Origin of the sequence: Actinosynnema sp. CA-299493, assembly GCF_050946825.1 — a bacterium.
GTDB lineage: Bacteria > Actinomycetota > Actinomycetes > Mycobacteriales > Pseudonocardiaceae > Actinosynnema.
This window is the reverse complement of sequence record NZ_CP191993.1, coordinates 1,953,781-1,971,367: the sequence shown is the minus strand read 5'-3', so window position 1 is coordinate 1,971,367 and position 17,587 is coordinate 1,953,781. Positions and strand designations below refer to the sequence as shown.

16 protein-coding genes and 2 rRNA genes are annotated in these 17,587 nt (G+C 68.5%); 12 read left to right on the top strand and 6 right to left on the bottom strand.

Going from position 1 to position 17,587, the window contains the following annotated elements; genetic code table 11:
- Nucleotides 1-35: 35 nt before the first annotated feature.
- The 5 genes from ACQPYE_RS09620 (at nt 36) to ACQPYE_RS09600 (ending at nt 4,772) form a co-directional block, all read left to right on the top strand.
- A complete protein-coding gene (locus ACQPYE_RS09620) occupies nt 36-626 on the top strand; it encodes a hypothetical protein (protein WP_498720669.1) in 591 nt (196 codons plus the stop codon).
- Between the two features lie 35 nt (nt 627-661).
- Nucleotides 662-1,726, top strand: a complete 1,065-nt coding sequence (locus ACQPYE_RS09615) for a hypothetical protein (protein WP_498720667.1) — start codon at nt 662-664, stop codon at nt 1,724-1,726.
- Nucleotides 1,727-1,930: 204 nt separating this feature from the next.
- On the top strand, nt 1,931-3,340 hold the full coding sequence (locus ACQPYE_RS09610) for a plasmid pRiA4b ORF-3 family protein (RefSeq protein WP_498720665.1): 1,410 nt from the start codon (nt 1,931-1,933) through the stop codon (nt 3,338-3,340).
- 167 nt (nt 3,341-3,507) lie between these two features.
- The gene (locus tag ACQPYE_RS09605; protein WP_498720664.1) at nt 3,508-3,960 is read left to right on the top strand and encodes a hypothetical protein; all 453 of its coding nucleotides are present in this window, start codon (nt 3,508-3,510) and stop codon (nt 3,958-3,960) included.
- 83 nt (nt 3,961-4,043) lie between these two features.
- Nucleotides 4,044-4,772 carry a DUF72 domain-containing protein gene (locus ACQPYE_RS09600; protein WP_498720663.1) on the top strand — a complete coding sequence of 243 codons (729 nt, stop codon included), beginning with the start codon at nt 4,044-4,046 and terminating at the stop codon, nt 4,770-4,772.
- Nucleotides 4,773-4,809: 37 nt separating this feature from the next.
- On the opposite strand, the gene ACQPYE_RS09595 is transcribed toward ACQPYE_RS09600, so the two are convergent.
- Nucleotides 4,810-5,547 carry an arylamine N-acetyltransferase family protein gene (locus ACQPYE_RS09595; protein WP_498720661.1) on the bottom strand — a complete coding sequence of 246 codons (738 nt, stop codon included), beginning with the start codon at nt 5,545-5,547 and terminating at the stop codon, nt 4,810-4,812.
- A 118-nt stretch (nt 5,548-5,665) separates the two neighbouring features.
- Here ACQPYE_RS09595 and ACQPYE_RS09590 point away from each other — a divergent pair, with 118 nt between their 5' ends.
- The 3 genes from ACQPYE_RS09590 (at nt 5,666) to ACQPYE_RS09580 (ending at nt 7,467) form a co-directional block, all read left to right on the top strand.
- Complete coding sequence (locus ACQPYE_RS09590; protein ID WP_498720659.1) at nt 5,666-6,508, top strand: DUF72 domain-containing protein; 843 nt, start codon at nt 5,666-5,668, stop codon at nt 6,506-6,508.
- 66 nt (nt 6,509-6,574) lie between these two features.
- On the top strand, nt 6,575-6,940 hold the full coding sequence (locus ACQPYE_RS09585; RefSeq protein WP_498720657.1) for a peptidase inhibitor family I36 protein: 366 nt from the start codon (nt 6,575-6,577) through the stop codon (nt 6,938-6,940).
- Entirely contained in the window at nt 6,937-7,467 is a 531-nt protein-coding gene (locus tag ACQPYE_RS09580) for a hypothetical protein (RefSeq protein WP_498720656.1), read from the top strand. The genes ACQPYE_RS09585 and ACQPYE_RS09580 overlap by 4 nt, the downstream gene beginning before the upstream one ends.
- A 100-nt stretch (nt 7,468-7,567) precedes the next feature.
- Here the strand turns inward: ACQPYE_RS09580 and ACQPYE_RS09575 are convergent, their stop codons facing one another.
- A complete protein-coding gene (locus tag ACQPYE_RS09575) occupies nt 7,568-8,743 on the bottom strand; it encodes a PP2C family protein-serine/threonine phosphatase (protein WP_498720655.1) in 1,176 nt (391 codons plus the stop codon).
- Nucleotides 8,743-9,546, bottom strand: coding sequence for an alpha/beta fold hydrolase (locus tag ACQPYE_RS09570; RefSeq protein ID WP_498720653.1), 804 nt, complete (start codon nt 9,544-9,546; stop codon nt 8,743-8,745). Before ACQPYE_RS09570 ends, ACQPYE_RS09575 begins: the two co-directional genes overlap by 1 nt.
- A 115-nt stretch (nt 9,547-9,661) precedes the next feature.
- Between ACQPYE_RS09570 and ACQPYE_RS09565 the strand changes: the two genes are divergently transcribed.
- Both ACQPYE_RS09565 and ACQPYE_RS09560 read left to right on the top strand, forming a co-directional pair.
- Entirely contained in the window at nt 9,662-10,336 is a 675-nt protein-coding gene (locus ACQPYE_RS09565) for a hypothetical protein (RefSeq protein WP_498720651.1), read from the top strand.
- A gap of 23 nt (nt 10,337-10,359) precedes the next feature.
- A complete protein-coding gene (locus ACQPYE_RS09560; RefSeq protein ID WP_498720650.1) occupies nt 10,360-11,409 on the top strand; it encodes an ImmA/IrrE family metallo-endopeptidase in 1,050 nt (349 codons plus the stop codon).
- On the opposite strand, the gene ACQPYE_RS09555 is transcribed toward ACQPYE_RS09560, so the two are convergent.
- Complete coding sequence (locus tag ACQPYE_RS09555) at nt 11,390-12,205, bottom strand: NAD(P)H-binding protein (RefSeq protein WP_498720649.1); 816 nt, start codon at nt 12,203-12,205, stop codon at nt 11,390-11,392. The genes ACQPYE_RS09560 and ACQPYE_RS09555 overlap by 20 nt on opposite strands.
- A 98-nt stretch (nt 12,206-12,303) precedes the next feature.
- On the opposite strand from ACQPYE_RS09555, the gene ACQPYE_RS09550 reads away from it, so the two are divergent.
- Together ACQPYE_RS09550 and ACQPYE_RS09545 are read left to right on the top strand one after the other, a co-directional pair.
- Nucleotides 12,304-13,215 (top strand): AraC family transcriptional regulator, encoded by a 912-nt coding sequence (locus ACQPYE_RS09550; RefSeq protein ID WP_498722870.1) that lies wholly within the window; start codon nt 12,304-12,306, stop codon nt 13,213-13,215.
- A gap of 11 nt (nt 13,216-13,226) precedes the next feature.
- Nucleotides 13,227-13,583 carry a nucleotide pyrophosphohydrolase gene (locus ACQPYE_RS09545; RefSeq protein WP_498720647.1) on the top strand — a complete coding sequence of 119 codons (357 nt, stop codon included), beginning with the start codon at nt 13,227-13,229 and terminating at the stop codon, nt 13,581-13,583.
- Between the two features lie 403 nt (nt 13,584-13,986).
- Here the strand turns inward: ACQPYE_RS09545 and rrf are convergent.
- Nucleotides 13,987-14,103 (bottom strand): 5S ribosomal RNA (gene rrf, locus ACQPYE_RS09540).
- Nucleotides 14,104-14,219: 116 nt separating this feature from the next.
- A 23S ribosomal RNA gene (locus tag ACQPYE_RS09535) occupies nt 14,220-17,301 on the bottom strand.
- Between the last annotated feature and the right edge of the window lie 286 nt (nt 17,302-17,587).

Genomic DNA, 17,587 nt, shown 5'->3' with positions numbered 1-17,587 from the left:
TCCGGAGTCGAATGACTACGGATCGCGGGGGTGACGTGGGCGAGACGTTCAGCTTCGGTTTTGAAGAGGGTGACGAAGAGGACCGTTGGCCACGTCGGCAGCAGGAAGCTGCTGCCGACGTGGCCGACGGCGGCGACGTCGCGGGTGCCATCGGGATCGACAAGCTCCGCACGACCGTCGAGTGGGAGGGACGCGCGGCCCGCGCATACCACGCCGTGGTGCCTGCCCAGGCGACCGGGTTGAACGCGGTCAAGGACATCGCGAACCAGTTGCGCACCTCGTTCACCAGCCTGGCGAACGCGATCGAGTCCTTCCAGCTCACCACGTGGTTCGCCTTGGGCGCGTTCGTGGTCGGAGCCGTCGGCGCGATCGCCAGCGCTTGCACCGTCGTGGGCACCCCGGTGGGGATCGCCGCCCTGAGCGCCGCCTGCGGCGCGGCCATCGCCCTCATCGCCACGGCCGTACTGGCGATGAAGTCCCAGGTCAACACGATCGAGACCGAGCAGACCGCGATCACGCAGAAGATCCACGACCTCGGTTCGGACTGGGCCATGCCCGACACCGCGGCGATGACGGACGCCAGTGCCACCGATGGCGACGAGTCGGATTGGCGGCCGGGGTCGTGATCCAGCCGGCACCGGGTCCACCGCCGTCGCCGCTCGTGTGGATCTCGGAGCCGCGCGCCCGGCACGTCCACGCTGCCTGCGCTTCGACCGGTCGGTTGTTCGCCGTCGCGAGCCTGGTCCTCGCGACGGCGATCGTGCTGCTCGGCCTGCGCCTTCCGACCGCGTACCACCCGATGAACACGATGGCGTGGATCATCGGCGCGGCTTCGGTGCTCAACGTGCTCTACGCCGCCCTGGGCCTGATGGGGGTCCGGTCGCACCTCCACGGCGGCTACCTCGACGCGGCGGGCGCACGGAGGACCAAGCACCTGCTGGTCGGGATGTGGGCCACAGCGGTGGTCTTCTCGACCCTGGCCTGCTTCACGTTCCTCGGCACCGTCGTGAGCCAGGTCGGCGATCCCCTGCGCCCCGAGGTGCGCTTCACGGTCGCGGTGTGGGCGCAACTGTGCCTGCTGGCCGCGCCCCCGGTGCTGACCGGTGTCCTGTTCTTCGCGGGTCGCCGTCTCCTGGACCCGGTTCCACCCGCCGTCCCCCAAGGCGCGGCGGTAGCCCCGGCCACAGGTGGCGCCGGGTCCACGACCTACCCACTGCCACCGCCGCCCCAGCGCCACGCGTGGATCACGGCGGCGCGTGCGCACGAGGTTCGCAGGTCCTGCGGGCGGCTCGGCGCGACGCTGATCACCGCCGGGGCCCTGCTGGCTCCGACGATCGTGCTGCTCGGTGACCGACTGCCTCCGCTCTACCCGGCACTCGGCTTCCTCAGCTGGACGTTCGCGACCATCGGCCTGGTCCAGGTGTTCGTCGCGGCGACCGTGCTGCGCGGGGCTCGCCGGCACGTGCAGGTCGAACACCTCGACCTGCACGGAGCGCTGACGACGCGCAGGTCGCTCGGTGTGATCTGGGGGCTCGGTCTGTTCTCCGCGGTGTTCTCCGGTGCCGGCCTGGCGCTGGCGCTCTCGACGTCGGCCGGCGGCCCGGCCGACCGCTACCCGGCCGCCGCGTGGGTGGTGTTGGCACTCATGATCACGCCGGGGATGCTCACGGGAATCGCGTTCTACGCCGCCCGGCGCCTGTTCGCGGCACCTTCCACCGCACGCTGACGGACCCCGACGCCGAGCTGAACGGTGGCACCTGAGCACGATGCCGCTGCTCCGGGAGCCGGCGGGTGCCGCACGCCCTGCTCGACGGGCACCCGGCGCGCTGGACCTCCTGACCTGGCCGAGATCACCACGCCGCCCCCGGCTGGGCGGAGGACGCGGAGGGTCCTGGACAGCCGGCTGAGCCGAGCCGGCACGATGGAGCGGGTGTCGAACGACAGCCTGCCGACCTTGTCCGATCTGCGTGCCATGCTCGTCGCCGAAGGCGCTCCCGAGGAAGTCCTCCGTCTGGTCGACGACTCCGGTGAGGTGGACGAGGCCGTGCGGCGCCTCGTGGAAGCGGGCGTGCTGGAATCACCCGAGCAGGCGCTGGCCGGGATCCTCGACGGGTTCTCGTCGTTGCTGGAGCCGGGTTGCGGGCCGTTGGACGCCGAGTTGTCCGGCGCGGGGTTCTTGGGGCTCCTCACGCAGGGCATCCACCCCGAAGACGTGCCGATGGCGCTGACCGACATGGTCGCCGATGCCGAGGCCACCGGAGCGCCGGAGGCCCTGGCGATGGCGCGGGTCTTCGCGGTGCTCGCGCCGGAGCCGGTGCGAGCACCGGCCCGGGAGGCCGGTGACCGGCTCGTCGCGAGCGGTCTGACCGACCCCGCGTGGGTCGAGGCCATCGGGAAGCCCACCGTCGGCGCGTGCTTCGGCTACGCCGACGGGCACGGGGCGCAGGAAGGGCTGGCGATGACCTTCACCTACGGGCGCGAGTCGCACGCCGTCGTCGTGCTGATCGACCACGACCTCGGCGGCGGGGTGAAGGACTGCTTCGTCAGCGACCAGCCGGAGGCGATCAGGGCCGGTTACCTCCAGGCCGCCGAGCAGTTGGGCATCCCGTTCCGCGAGCACACGCCCGAGCAGGCGCGCGCGATCGTGGCCGACGCGCTGGACCGCGAGCCGTGCCCGGTGGAGCCCGACCAGGTCGAGGACGTCACCACGAACCTGGCCCTGCTGCGGCAACGGGTGGAACTGCTCCCGGAACCCACGCCGACGGCCGCCGACACGAGCGTGCACCGGCTGAAGGTGTCGCTGCGCGGGGCCGAGCCGCCGATCTGGCGCCGGCTGGAGGTGCCGTCCACCACGCCGTTGGTGCGGCTGCACCGGACCATCCAGGACTCGTTCGAGTGGGAGGGCAACCACCTGTGGGTCTTCGAGACCCCTGGTGGGCATTACGGGGTGCCCGACCCCGAGCTGGAGCACGGCGATGCCACCGGCGTCACGCTCGTGGACGTCGCCGAGAACCCGGAGGACCGCCTCGGCTACCTCTACGACTTCGGCGACGGCTGGGACCACGACATCGTGGTCGAGGACGTCGTCAGCGCCGAGCCCGGCGCCGCTTACCCCCGTTGCCTGGCGGGTCGTCGAGCCGGCCCGCCGGAGGACTCGGGCGGCATCTGGGGTTACGCCCACTTGTGCGAGGTGCTGGCGGACCCCGCGCACCCGGAGCACGCCGAGCGGGTGGAGTGGCTGGAGCTGGACGACCCCGCCGACTTCGACCCGGCCTACTTCGACCCCGATGAGGTGAACGCCCTGCTCTCGCAGCGGGCGAAGGTGCTGGTCAAGGAGTAAGCGCCGCTGGAACGACGGCCGTGGAGCACCGCACGGCACAAGCGGCACGCCCGAGCGGCACGTTGTGGCGTCTCTGAGTGGGTGGGCGCTACTGCACGCGGGTGCTTTGCGCCGGCAGGCGGGTGAGGGGTGCTCACGATGGTGGGCGACGCACGATCTTCAGTGTCATGACGTCGCAACGACGAAGAGCGCGTGCCCGCCGGCCCCGGCCCGACCCGGTGCGCGTCGAGGAGTTGGTCGCCTACCTCCGCGCCGACCGGGCGTGGCGGGACGAGGTGGCGAAGCGGCTCGTGTCGAGGTTGGACCAGCGGCTCGTGCGGTCGGCGCGGACGTACGGGTGCCGCCCCATCGCGCACGTGGCGGAGGAGTTGGACAGCCAGGCGTGCGTCGACCTCGGGCCCGGTGTGCCGTACCAGCTGGCGAAGGCGGTGTACGGGGAGGTGCGGTTGCGGGGTGCGGCGCGGTTGCGGCAGACGGCGCGCAGCCTGCGGGTGCTCGGCGTCTACCTGTGCGGCAGCGACCTGGCCGGTTGCCCGTGCACGGAGGCGTTGGCGCGTGACCCGCAGCAGGTCAGGGTGGACCGGGTGGTGAGCGGTGCGCTGGACGGCGCGGGGTTCTGATCGGCGCACCACACGTTCGGGTGTCGTGAGATCCCACGAGCCCCTGACGTTTCAACAGCCACTCCCGTGGCAAGTCCGTCACTGTGGGTGAGATCCGGGTAGGCACGTCCGGCTGGCGCTATGCCGAGTGGCGAGGCGACTTCTACCCGCGCGGGTTGCAGCAACGGCTGGAACTGCAGTTCCTGTCACGGCGGTTCGACACGGTCGAGATCAACGGCTCGTTCTACGGGCTGCGCAAGCCGACCGACTTCAAGTCGTGGTTCGAACGCACCCCGGAGAACTTCGTGTTCGCCGTCAAAGGACATCGGGAGATCACGCACACGAAGCGGTTGCGCGATGTCGGCAAGGACGTGGCGGAGTTCTTCGGCTCCGGGGTCCTCGACCTGGGACCGAAGCTGGGGCCGATCCTGTGGCAGCTGCCGCCGACGCTGCCGTGGCGGCCCGAGCGGCTCGCCGCGTTCCTGGACCTGCTGCCGGGCCCGCCGGTCCGGCACGCGCTCGAAGTCCGGCACCCGACCTGGGACACGCCCGACCTGGTGGAGTTGCTGGCGCGGCACGGCGTCGCGCTCGTCGTCGCCGAGTCCGCCGGCCGCTTCCCGGAGCCGCGCGAGCTCACCGCCGACTTCGTCTACGCCCGCCTGCACGGCGACGAGGAGCTGTACGTCAGCGCGTACTCCGACCAGGCCCTCGACCGCTGGGCGTCCCGGTTCCGCGAGTGGTCGGCCGAGCGCGACGTGTACGTCTACTTCGACAACACGATGGGTGGGGCCGCGCCGTTCGACGCCCTCGCGCTCGCCGAACGCCTCGGCTGAGCGGGGGCACGCGGTCGGCCGAGCTCGGGGCACGCGGTCAGCCGAGCCGGGGCACGCGGTCCAGCACGACGCCGAAGTGCTTGGCGTAGGCGTCCAGCAGCGCGTCGTCGTCCAGCTCCTCGGTCACCTTCCCGTCGCCGGTCGTGGTGATCAGCTTGTTCCCGGCGATGGTGACCCGCCCGGTCGCCGTGGGCAACGAGCAGGTCGCGCCACGCCGGAACGGCGACCCCGGCCACGTCTGCTGGTACCAGCACGTGGCGCGGAACTCGTCCAACGCGCGCGGGCGCGGTTCGAGGCGGTACTGGGGCACGCCGTCGAACAGGACGTCCACGTCCCCCTCCGGTGTGTCCACCAGCCGGAACACGCCGGCGGGATCGCGCTGGTCCTCCCGGCTGACCAGGTCCAGCGGCCGCAGGCTGAACCGCCCGAAACCGACGTCCACCAGCAGGTCGCCCACGCGCAACGCCAGGTGGTCGAACGGCGGCCCGTACGCGCCGTCCGCGAACACCTTGGCCGACAGCACCCGCACGTCGTGCCCCAACGCCCTCAACAGCGCCGCGAACGCGCCGTTGAGCTCGTAGCAGAACCCGCCGCGCCGCCGGTTGACGATCTTGTCCACCAGCAGGTCCTCGTCGAGCACGATCTGCTCGCCGAGGTGGATGCTCAAGTTCTCGAAGGGCACCGAGGCGAGGTGCAGTTCGTGCAGCTCGACGAGCGTGTTGGCACGCGTCGCGCCGATCCGGGCCAGGTAGGCGTCAAGCGTCCGGTCGTCCATGCGCACCAACCTGCACCATCGAGCGCGGTGGAGGTCAAGCGGACCTGCCCCACCGCGCCTCGACGCCGGCGCACGGGGTACGGGGGTACGCCGGAGATCATCCGGGTACCCGTCACACGTGGCTGGTGAGGTGCGGATCGGGACGTCGGGCTGGGTGTACCCCACGTGGCGCGGCGCGTTCTACCCGAAGGGCCTGGTGCAGCGGCGGGAGTTGGAGCACATCTCCCGGCTCATGTCGTCGGTCGAGTTGAACGGCTCCTTCTACTCCCTGCAACGACCATCCAGCTACCAGGCGTGGGCGCGGCAGACGCCGGAGGACTTCCTGTTCGCGATCAAGGGCGGGCGGTTCATCACGCACCTCAAGCAGTTGCGGGACGTCGAGGTCCCGTTGGCCAACTTCTTCGCCTCCGGGATGCTCGCCCTCGGCCCCAAGCTCGGGCCCGTGCTGTGGCAGCTGCCCCCGACGACGGCCTACGACCCCGACCGCCTGACCACGTTCTTCGACCTCCTCCCCCGCACCACGACCGCCGCCGCCGAGCTCGCCGAGCGGCACGACGAACGGCTGTCCCCGGACCGCGCCTGGACCACCACCGACGCCGACCGGCCCCTGCGGCACGCGCTGGAGGTCCGGCACCCGACGTTCCAGGTCCCGGAGTTCCACGACCTGCTCCGCGCGCACGGCATCGCGCTCGTCGTCTCCCACTCCGCCGGCCGGTTCCCGTACCTCGAAGACGTCACGGCGGACTTCGCCTACGTGCGGCTGCACGGCAACCAGGCGCTGTACGTCGGCAGCTACACCGACGACGAGCTGGACGAGTGGTCGGCCAAGATCCGCGAGTGGGCGACCGGCCACGACGTCCACGTGTACTTCGACAACGACACGGACGCCGCGGCGCCCCACGACGCCGTCCGCCTCACCGAACGGCTGGTGAAACCCATACCGGCCCACACGATCCGGTGAACGACGGCCGCTTGGCCGCCACACCGCCGCCGACCACAGCACTCTGGAGCGGTGGAGGCGACCCGAATGACGACCCGCACCCTGGTGACCGCGCTGGCCCTCACCACCGGAGCCCTGGCGTCGAGCGGCACCGCCGCGGCGCACCAACCCGGACCCACCTGCGACCGGGGTGAGTTCTGCGTGTGGTCGGGCACCGGCTACACCGGCGACTCCCACCGCCTCGACCTGGAGACCGCGAACCCCCGCGAGTGCATCCCGCTGCCCGACGGCTTCGTGGCGCGGTCGTTCGTGAACAACCTGACCAGGGACACGTCCGTGTACCAACGGGAAACGTGCTCGACCGAGGCCGAGTTCACCACCTACCCGGGCAAGGGCACCTACGTGCCGGACGCGCCGTTCGTGGTCAGGGCGATCCAGGTCTGGGAACCGTGAGCTACCCGCCGCCTCCCCTCCCGCCGCGCTACCTGTGGGTGCCGGCACCGCACGCGCACCGGATCCGCGCGACGTGCCGGCGGGTCGCCCTGCTGCTGATCACCGCCTGCCTCGTGCTGGTTCCGCTCCTCGTCCTGTTCGGCGGTCGACTGCCCCCGGTCCACCCGGCCCTCGGCGTCTTCAGCTGCGCCCTCGTCGTCGGCAGCGTGGTCATGGTGGTGCTGGCGGGCGTCTTCCTCTTCACCGCCCGCCGGCACGTCTCGACCGAGCACCTCGACCTCTGGAAGGTCGGTGAGCTGCGCTCGGGCATCGTCGTGGCGTGGACGACGTCGCTCTTCATGACCATGTTCGCCTTCGTCGGCCTGTCCCTCGGGGTCTCGTCGGCACCCCTCGACCCGGACGCCCGCGACCTCTCCTGGCCGGCCGTGTGGGCGCTGATGCTCCTGCTGACCGTGCCCTTGGCGCTCACCACCGTCGCCGTGCTCACGGGCAGACGGCTGTTCGCGCCACCGGTCACCCGGGCGTGATCGAGGGCGTCACCCGAGCACGGTCGAGGGCGTCAGCCGAGCGTGGTCGAGGGCGTCAGCCGAGCGTGGTCGAGGGCGTCAGCCGAGCGTGGTCGAGGCGTCAGCCGGCGGGCGGAACGCCGATCGCCAGCACGGCGGCGTCGTCCTCGACGCCGTTGCCCAGCCTCGCCAGCAGCCCCACGAGCGCGTCGACGGCGCCCGCGGCGGAGACCGGGGGAAGGGCGGAGGCGAAGTCCAGCAGCTGCTCCTCGCTGTACCGGGTGTCGCCGCCGGTCCTGGCCTCGATCAGACCGTCCGTGTACAGCACGAACGTGTCACCGGCGGCCAGGCGGACGGTCGTGGTGACGATCCGGGCGTCGGGCAGGATCCCGATCAGCTGGCCACCCGGCATCGTCACGTACGACGCCGTGCCGTCCGCCCGCAGCAGCAGACCGGGCGGGTGGCCACCGGCGGCCAGGGAGAGCGTGCAGCCGCCCTCCTCGACGGTCAGCACGCCGAACGTCACCGTGCAGAACCGCGTTCCCGCCTCCTGGTTCAGCACGGTGTTGAGGTTGGCCAGCACGGCGGCCGGGTCCGGGTCGTACACGGCCGCCGAACGCAGCGTGTAGCGGGTCAGGGACGTCACCGCGGCCGCGTTCGCGCCCTTGCCGCACACGTCGCCGAGGAACAACGCCCACCGGCCGTCCGCCAGCGGGAACAGGTCGTAGAAGTCGCCGCCCACCTCGAACGGTGACGCGTGGTGGTAGTGCGTCGCGGTCTGCACGCCTGGCACGTCGGGCAGCACGGGCGGCAGCAGGGTGCGCTGCAACGTCGTGGCGAGCTGCCGGATCTCGTCGCGTTCCCGCTCGGCCACCTGCGTGGCGCGCAGCAGCTCCCGCTCGTAGGAACGGCGGTCGCTCGCGTCGAACACCGTGGTGCGGATCAGCAGCGGCTCGCCGTGGCCGTTCGTCTTCACGGTGGAGTTCACCAGCACCGGCAGCCGGGTGCCGTCGGCGGCGACCATCTCCAACGCCACCCCGCCGATCTCGCCCTGCATCCGCAGCAACGGCGCGAAGTGCGTCTCGTGGTACAGCTTGCCGCCGACGCTGAGCAGGTCCGCGAACCGCAGCCGACCCACCAGCTGCTCGCGCGAGTACCCCAGCCACCGCAGCAGCGTCCCGTTCACCCTCGCGATCTGCCCGTCCAGCATGGTGGACAGGTAGCCGCACGGCGCGTTCTCGTAGAGGTCTTCCTCGCTGTCCTCCAGCATCGCCGAGAACGCCTCGCGGTCGTGCATCAGGCGTCCTCCAGCACGAAACCGGCGATCGCGGCGGCGGTGGCCCCCGGAGCGCTGAGCTGCGGGCAGTGCCCCGTGGCCGGGAGCGTGACCAGCGTGCTCCCGGGTATCCGCGCGTGGACGTACGCGCCCACCTCGGGCGGCGCGATCACGTCCTGCCGGCACTCCAGCACCAGCGTCGGCACGGTCACCTTGGGCAGGTCCGCCCGGTTGTCGGACAGGAACGTCGTGCGGGCGAACACCCGGGCGACCTCGGGATCGGTGCGGCAGAAGCTGTTGGTCAGCTCGGCGCCCAGCTCGGGCCGGTCGGCGTTGCCCATGATCGCCGGCGCCATCACCGCCGACCAGCCCAGGTAGTTGCTGTCCAGCGAGTCGAGCAGCTCGTCGATGTCGGCGACGCTGAACCCGCCCCGGTAGTCGCCGTCGTCGATGTACCGCGGCGACGGCGTGACCAGCACGAGCTTGGCGAACGTGGCCGGCTCCTCGACCGCGGCCAGCACCCCCACCATCGCGGACACGGAGTGGCCGACGAACGCCACGTCGTGCAGGTCCAGGGCGTGACAGATGTCCAACACGTCCCGCGTGTACCCGTCGAGCGTCGAATAACGCCGCGCGTCCCACGCGGACATGTCGGACCGGCCCGCTCCGACGTGGTCGAACAGCACCACGCGGCACGTCGCGGCGAGCGTCGGGACGATCAGCCGCCACATGGTCTGGTCGCACCCGAAGCCGTGCGAGAGCATCACGACGGGGCCGTCCGGGTTGCCCGTCACGACCACGTTGTTCCTGCTGATCACGTCCACGCCCACCATCGTGTCACTTCTGCGCGCGTTCACCGGACGGCCGGCGTCGTCGGTGGTCAGGGCTCCGGATCGTCGGAGCTCCGGATTGTCGGTGGTCGGGGTTACCGTGCCGGGCATGAGGATGTCGAACGCCACGCGGTTGACCGCCACGCAGTCGGACTCCACCGAGCTGACCGCCGAGCACCACGCCCAGCTGGCGGAGCTGGGCCTGCGCACGGACCACCTGGACGAGGCGATCTGGGCCGGGGTCGACGCCCGGGCCTCCGCGCCGCCGCTCGGCCCGACCAACGGCGCCGGCCTGCTCGACTGGATCCACCGGGTCGGCAGACTCCGCGAGGTCCTCGTGGCCGAGGGGTGGACGCGGGTCGACAAGTGGAACGCCGGCCTCGTCCAGCACCCCACCAAACCGGTCGTGCTCGGCACCCTCCAGGGCAACCGCCACACCGGCACGCCCGGCGCTCCCCTGCGCAGCGACTACGCCAAGGGCCCGGCCATCGCCGCCATGATGCGCGGCAACGACCGGGACCAGTTCACCCTCTTCGACTCGCTGCACGCGCACGAGTGGAAGCTGTGGTTCCTGGTCACCTACCCGCACCAGGAAGGCGACCGGCTGGTCGTGCTGCGCGAGGTGGCGCAGCCGGAACCCACGCCGCAGGGCCAGGTCGTCGACCGGTGGGCGCACCGGATCACGTTGCCGCCCCTGGTGTTCGGCCCGCTGCCCACCCCGCGCGACGCGCACCGCCCCGACGGCCCGGACGAGGTGGACGTCACCGTCACACCACGCCGGTAAGCGGGTGCGAGAATGGCGCGATCATGCTCACGCCCTCCCGCCTCGTGCTCGCCCGGACCCGTCGCGGCCTCACCGCGGTGGAGCTGGCGCGCAAGGCGGGCACGAGCCCGGCGAGCATCGGCGACTACGAGCACGGCCGCCGCCAACCACGACCGGACACCACCGCCAGGCTCACCGAGGCCCTGGGCTTCCCGTCGGGCTTCCTCGAAGCCGACGACGTGCCCGAGATCGAGGTGGCGTTCACCAGACCGGCGGCCAAGCGGCAACGGGACGCCGCGATCGGCGCCGCCCGCCTGGCCATCGGCTTCGACGGCTGGCTGACCCGCGCGTTCACGTTCCCCGAGCCGGACGTGCCGACGTGGGACCACCCCGACCCGGAGACCGCCGCCGAGGTGCTGCGCGCCCGCTGGGGCATCCGGCACCGGCCCGCGCCCAACCTGGTGCACCTGCTGGAAGCGCACGGCGTGCGGGTCTTCTCCCTGCCACCGGACTGCGCCGGGGTCGGCCCGTTCTCCTGCCGCCACGCCGGCACCCCGTACGTCTTCCTCGACCCGACGGCCTCCCCTGGTCAGGCCCGCTTCGACGCGGCGCGAGAGCTCGGACGGCTGACCGGGATGTCGGACGCGCAAACGTTCGCGACGGCCTTCCTGCTGCCCCGAGCCGGTGTGCTGGCCGCCGTTGCCCGAGGGCCGCTCACCGAGCACGTCGTCGCGCACGGCGCCACCTGGCACGTCGACCCGGTGACCCTGGCGCACCGGCTGCGCGACCTCGGCCTGCTGACGCGGCCCCAGCACTCGACCGTGTGCGCCCAGCTGGCCCGCCGCACCGCGGGGATGGCCCACCGCGAGACGTCCCAGCTGCTCACCAAGGTGTTCCGCGCCCTGCGCGCGCAGGGCATCACGCCGCACGGTGTCGCCCGTGAACTCCTGTTGGACGTGGAGGAGCTGAACGGGCTCGTGTTCGGTCTCGTGCTCACGGCGCTGCCCGGGGTGGCCCGCCCGGATGGGCGGGGCGAGCAGGCCGGTCCCGGCGGCGGTGCCGTCAGGGCGAGCCTCACCCTCGTCCAGGGATAGCCCAGTCGGCGGCCGTTTCCTTCACGTAGTCGCCGAACGGCCGCCCGTCGTGCCCCAGCACGGACGGCACGCCGTCGGACAGCGCGGCGTCGTGACCGTCGCGGATCGCGAGCAAGGACATCGTCAGCACCTCCGCGTACGCGTCCTCGAAGCCACCCCGCACCAACCTGGCGGTGTAGTCGGACGCGGGCACGTCCGTGATGCGGACCGACCGACCCGACACCTCGCCGATCCGCGCCACCGCCTCGGAGACCGTCAGCGCCTCCGGCCCCGACAGCTCGTAGGTGACGCTGGCGTGCCCGTCCCGCGTCAACGCCGCCACGGCCACGTCGGCGATGTCCCGCGCGTCGATGAACGGGTGCGCGCCGTCACCGCCGGCGGGCAGCACGACCTCGTCGGCCAGGATCTCCGGCAGGAAGTAGTCCTCGCTGAAGTTCTGCGAGAACCACGTCGGCCGCAGGATCGTCCAGTCCACACCGGACTCCCGCACCGCGCGCTCGCGGCCGTCGTCCGACGGGATGCCGCGTGCCGACAGCAGGACGATGCGCCGCACACCCGCCGCCACGGCCTGGGGCACGAACTCCGCCACCTCGGCGTCGTCCAGGTTCGACGCCCGCGCCACGAGGTAGACGGCGGTGGCCCCTTCGAGCGCACGCGCCCAAGTGGACGGGTCCAGCCAGTCGAAGCGGATCTCCGTGCGACGGGACACGGCGCGGTAGTCGACACCGAGGGCGTCGAGGGAGGGAACGACGTGGCGACCGGTCTTGCCGGTCGCGCCGATAACCAGGATCGTCATGCCACAAGACAACCAAGATCGTGCTGGGCGGAACATGGCTCACCGTCCCCGATGCATGTTCAATCGTCTACATGGACGACGTGGCCCCGGTGGCTGGTGTGGACGCTCTCGCCGATCTCCTGCGCGGCTTGCGCGCGCGACGTGCCGATGTCTGCCGCTCGTTCGCCTCACCGCCGTGGGCGCTGGCGTTCACCGAGACGACGCCGTTCACGCTCGTCGCCGCCGTGCGCGGCGACACGTGGCTGCTGGTCGAGGACGGCACCCGGGTGCTGCTGCGACCGGGTTCGCTCGCGCTGATCCACGGGCCGCAGCGGTTCGTGCTGGCCGACGACCCGTCCACACCGCCCCAGCTGGAGGTCCGCGAGGACGACTGCGAGCAGTGGCTCGTCGGCACTCGCACCTACGGCCTCTCCGGTGACGGCGACGCGCTGGTGGTCACCGCTGCCTACTCGGTCGACGGCGACGTGGCGACGCGGCTGCTCAGAGCCCTGCCGGCGACGTTCGTCGTGTCGTGCGACGACGAGCACTGCCCCACGGTGGACGTGCTCGCCGCGGAGGTGGCGAAGGACCAGGCCGGGCAGGACATCGTCCTCGAACGGCTGCTGGACCTCCTGCTGGTGTACGCGTTGCGCGAGTGGTTCGACCGGCCCGAGGCGAACACACCCGCCTGGTACCGGGCGCTGGGTGACGAGACCGTCGGCCCCGCCCTGCGCGCGATGCACGACGAGCCACAACGCGCGTGGACCGTCGCGGAACTCGCCACGCGCGCGGGAGTGTCACGGGCCGCGTTGGCACGACGGTTCACCGCACTGGTCGGCGTTCCGCCGCTCACCTACCTGACCCAGTGGCGCATGGACGTCGCCGCGGACCTCCTCGGGCAGCCGGACGCCACGATCGGGTCGGTGGCACGTGCGGTCGGCTACGCGGACGGGTTCGCGTTCAGCACGGCGTTCAAACGGGTACGCGGCGTGCGGCCCAGCGACCACCGTGTGGTAGCTCTGCGGGCATGAACTCTCCGGACATGGATCTCGGTGACCTGCGGGACGCGCTGCGCCGGTTCGCCGCCGCGCGCGGCTGGGACGAGTACCACACCCCGAAGAACCTGGTGATGGCGTTGTCCGGGGAAGTGGGCGAGCTGACCGACCTGTTCCAGTGGCTCACGCCCGACCAGGCCGCCCACGCGATGGACGACCCCGAGCTGGCGTGGAACGTGCGTGACGAGCTGGCTGACGTCATGCACTACCTGGTGCGGCTGGCCGACAAGCTGGACGTCGACCTGGTCGAGGCCGCGTTCGCCAAGATCGAGCGCAACGAACGTCGTTTCCCGACCGGTGACCTGAAGCCCGTCGAAGTCCCGAAGTCCGCTGAAGGACGCTGATGACGTCGAGCTAGACGTAGGTCAACAACAACAAGATCAAAGACACGAGGACCACCAGGCCGAGCACGACCGAAGGCCACATCGGTGTGTCCGACGCCAGGTGGGCACGCGCGTGCCTGCCTCTGCTACGTCTCGGTTGTCTGCGCGTGTGCCATGGCACCGACGCCTCCCTCGCCCACCCACCGCTGCTCATGCCGGCTACGGTAGGGACGAACAACCTGGGCAAACTCGGCGTCACCCGGTCGCGCCGGCAGCGTCGCCCGAACAGCGGTCGAAGCCGCCGGAAAGTGACGGTTCGCCGTCACGTGGAAAGCTCGCGCAGTGACGTGGAAAGCTGCGTTGAACGCGAAAAAGCCTTCAGGGGCACCCGACGTGAATCGGGTGCCCCTGAAGGCGAAGAATTGTTCGGCGGCGTCCTACTCTCCCACACCCTCACGAGTGCAGTACCATCGGCGCTGGAAGGCTTAACTACCGGGTTCGGAATGGGACCGGGTGTTCCCCAACCGCTATGACCACCGAAACACTATGAAATTACCAACCCGTAGGCACCCCAACCCACCCCGACCTACGTCATGGGTGGACCGTGGTGGTCCGGTTCGGTTCTTTCAGAACCGCACAGTGGATGCGTAGCGTCTTCGAGACAAGTCCTCGGCCTATTAGTACCGGTCAACTCCAGCCGTTACCGACCTTCCATCTCCGGCCTATCAACCCAATGGTCTCTTGGGGGCCTTAACCCACAAAGGGGTGGGATACCTCATCTAGGAACAGGCTTCCCGCTTAGATGCTTTCAGCGGTTATCCCTTCCGAACGTAGCCAACCAGCAATGCCCTTGGCAGGACAACTGGCACACCAGAGGTCCGTCCGTCCCGGTCCTCTCGTACTAGGGACAGCCTTCCGCAAGTATCCTACGCGCGCGGCGGATAGGGACCGAACTGTCTCACGACGTTCTAAACCCAGCTCGCGTACCGCTTTAATGGGCGAACAGCCCAACCCTTGGGACCTACTCCAGCCCCAGGATGCGACGAGCCGACATCGAGGTGCCAAACCATGCCGTCGATATGGACTCTTGGGCAAGATCAGCCTGTTATCCCCGGGGTACCTTTTATCCGTTGAGCGACCACGCTTCCACAAGCCATGGCCGGATCACTAGTTCCGACTTTCGTCCCTGCTCGACCTGTCGGTCTCACAGTCAAGCTCCCTTGTGCACTTGCACTCGACACCTGATTGCCAACCAGGCTGAGGGAACCTTTGAGCGCCTCCGTTACCCTTTGGGAGGCAACCGCCCCAGTTAAACTACCCACCAGGCACTGTCCCTGATCCGGATCACGGACCGAGGTTAGACATCCAGTACGACCAGAGTGGTATTTCAACGACGACTCCACACTGACTGGCGTCAGCGCTTCACAGTCTCCCACCTATCCTACACAAGCCGAACCGAACACCAATACCAAGCTATAGTAAAGGTCCCGGGGTCTTTCCGTCCTGCCGCGCGTAACGAGCATCTTTACTCGTAATGCAATTTCGCCGGGCCTGTGGTTGAGACAGTCGAGAAGTCGTTACGCCATTCGTGCAGGTCGGAACTTACCCGACAAGGAATTTCGCTACCTTAGGATGGTTATAGTTACCACCGCCGTTTACTGGCGCTTAAGTTCTCAGCTTCGCCCCGAAAGACTAACCGGTCCCCTTAACGTTCCAGCACCGGGCAGGCGTCAGTCCGTATACATCGTCTTGCGACTTCGCACGGACCTGTGTTTTTAGTAAACAGTCGCTTCTCGCTGGTCTCTGCGGCCGAAAAATCCTAGCCCGCAAGGGGCTTCAAATCCCTCGGCCCCCCTTCTCCCGAAGTTACGGGGGCATTTTGCCGAGTTCCTTAACCACAGTTCGCCCGATCGCCTCGGTATTCTCTACCTGACCACCTGTGTCGGTTTGGGGTACGGGCCGCATGAACACTCACTAGAGGCTTTTCTCGGCAGCATGGGATCACTCTACTTCGCCTCAATCGGCTATGCATCACGTCTCAGCCTGTATGCAGCACGGATTTGCCTATGCTACGGCCTACACGCTTACACCAGTACTACCACTCACTGGCGGAGCTACCCTCCTGCGTCACCCCATCGCTTGACTACTACAAGTTCAGGTCCCGCGCTCCACGTAGTCCCAGATCCGAAGACCCAGGACAGGCTTTGGGCGGTTAGTATCACAAGGTTCGCCATGGGCGCGTTCACACGGGTACGGGAATATCAACCCGTTGTCCATCGACTACGCCTGTCGGCCTCGCCTTAGGTCCCGACTTACCCTGGGCGGATTAGCCTGGCCCAGGAACCCTTGGTCATCCGGCGGACGAGTTTCTCACTCGTCTTTCGCTACTCATGCCTGCATTCTCACTCGTCCAGCCTCCACACCTGGATCACTCCGGCGCTTCAATGGCTGAACGACGCTCCCCTACCCATCCCAGCATGACACTGAAATGACACGGCTTCGGCGGTGTGCTTGAGCCCCGCTACATTGTCGGCGCAGGACCACTTGACCAGTGAGCTATTACGCACTCTTTAAAGGGTGGCTGCTTCTAAGCCAACCTCCTGGTTGTCTGGGCGACCCCACATCCTTTCCCACTTAGCACACACTTAGGGGCCTTAGCCGGCGTTCTGGGCTGTTTCCCTCTCGACTACGAAGCTTATCCCCCGCAGTCTCACTGCCGCGCTCTCACGTACCGGCATTCGGAGTTTGGTTGATTTCGGTAAGCTTGTGGGCCCCCTAGACCATCCAGTGCTCTACCTCCGGCACGAAACACACGACGCTGCACCTAAATGCATTTCGGGGAGAACCAGCTATCACGGAGTTTGATTGGCCTTTCACCCCTAACCACAGCTCATCCCCCAGGTTTTCAACCCTGGTGGGTTCGGGCCTCCACGTAGTCTTACCCACGCTTCACCCTGGCCATGGCTAGATCACTCCGCTTCGGGTCTAGACCACGCGACTCAATCGCCCTATTCGGACTCGCTTTCGCTACGGCTACCCCACACGGGTTAACCTCGCCACGCAGCACTAACTCGCAGGCTCATTCTTCAAAAGGCACGCCGTCACCCCTAAAGGCTCCGACGGATTGTAGGCACACGGTTTCAGGTACTATTTCACTCCCCTCCCGGGGTACTTTTCACCTTTCCCTCACGGTACTAGTCCGCTATCGGTCACCAGGTAGTATTCAGGCTTAGCGGGTGGTCCCGCCAGATTCACAGCGAATTTCACGAGTACGCTGCTACTTGGGAACATCACTAGGAGATGTCGGGTTTTCACGTACGGGACTCTCACCCTCTACGGCCACGCTTTCCAGACGCGTTCCGCTAACCACGACATTTTATGACTCCTTGCCAATCCGGCAGAACTGGCCAGTAAGTCCCACGACCCCGTACACGCAACCCCTGCCGGGTATCACACGAATACGGTTTAGCCTCTTCCGCTTTCGCTCGCCACTACTCACGGAATCACGGTTGTTTTCTCTTCCTGCGGGTACTGAGATGTTTCACTTCCCCGCGTTCCCTCCACACGCCCTATGTGTTCAGGCGTGGGTGACCCCACATGACTGGGGCCGGGTTTCCCCATTCGGATACCCTTGGATCTCAGCTCGGTTGACAGCTCCCCAAGGCTTTTCGCAGTCTCCTACGTCCTTCATCGGCTCCTGGTGCCAAGGCATCCACCGTGTGCCCTTAATAACTTGCCACAAAGATGCTCGCATCCACTGTGCAGTTCTCAAAGAACAACCAGACACCATCCCACTATGCCCACGCCTACCGGAAACCCGGCGGTTCGCGGACGGAGACCGTCCTGTCGTTTCTCGCTGAAAGAGACACTCACGTGTTCCCTCAGGACCCAACAGCGTGCCGAACAGAAGACTCGAACCCTCAGGAGACCCTTCCACGCCCTCACGGACAGTACTAACTCTCCGGACAATCCCAGGTTCTGCATATAGCCAGCATCCACATCATTGAGCAACCATCCGACGATCA

What these genes read in the sequence shown, in the direction of transcription:
- ACQPYE_RS09560 (WP_498720650.1), top strand. Translation starts at nt 10,360, where the DNA reads ATGCTCACGCCCTCCCGCCTCGTGCTCGCCCGGACCCGTCGCGGCCTC.
- ACQPYE_RS09565 (WP_498720651.1), top strand. Translation starts at nt 9,662, where the DNA reads ATGAGGATGTCGAACGCCACGCGGTTGACCGCCACGCAGTCGGACTCC.
- ACQPYE_RS09595 (WP_498720661.1), bottom strand. Translation starts at nt 5,547, where the DNA reads ATGGACGACCGGACGCTTGACGCCTACCTGGCCCGGATCGGCGCGACG.
- ACQPYE_RS09545 (WP_498720647.1), top strand. Translation starts at nt 13,227, where the DNA reads ATGGATCTCGGTGACCTGCGGGACGCGCTGCGCCGGTTCGCCGCCGCG.
- ACQPYE_RS09575 (WP_498720655.1), bottom strand. Translation starts at nt 8,743, where the DNA reads ATGCACGACCGCGAGGCGTTCTCGGCGATGCTGGAGGACAGCGAGGAA.
- ACQPYE_RS09585 (WP_498720657.1), top strand. Translation starts at nt 6,575, where the DNA reads ATGACGACCCGCACCCTGGTGACCGCGCTGGCCCTCACCACCGGAGCC.
- ACQPYE_RS09555 (WP_498720649.1), bottom strand. Translation starts at nt 12,205, where the DNA reads ATGACGATCCTGGTTATCGGCGCGACCGGCAAGACCGGTCGCCACGTC.
- ACQPYE_RS09605 (WP_498720664.1), top strand. Translation starts at nt 3,508, where the DNA reads ATGACGTCGCAACGACGAAGAGCGCGTGCCCGCCGGCCCCGGCCCGAC.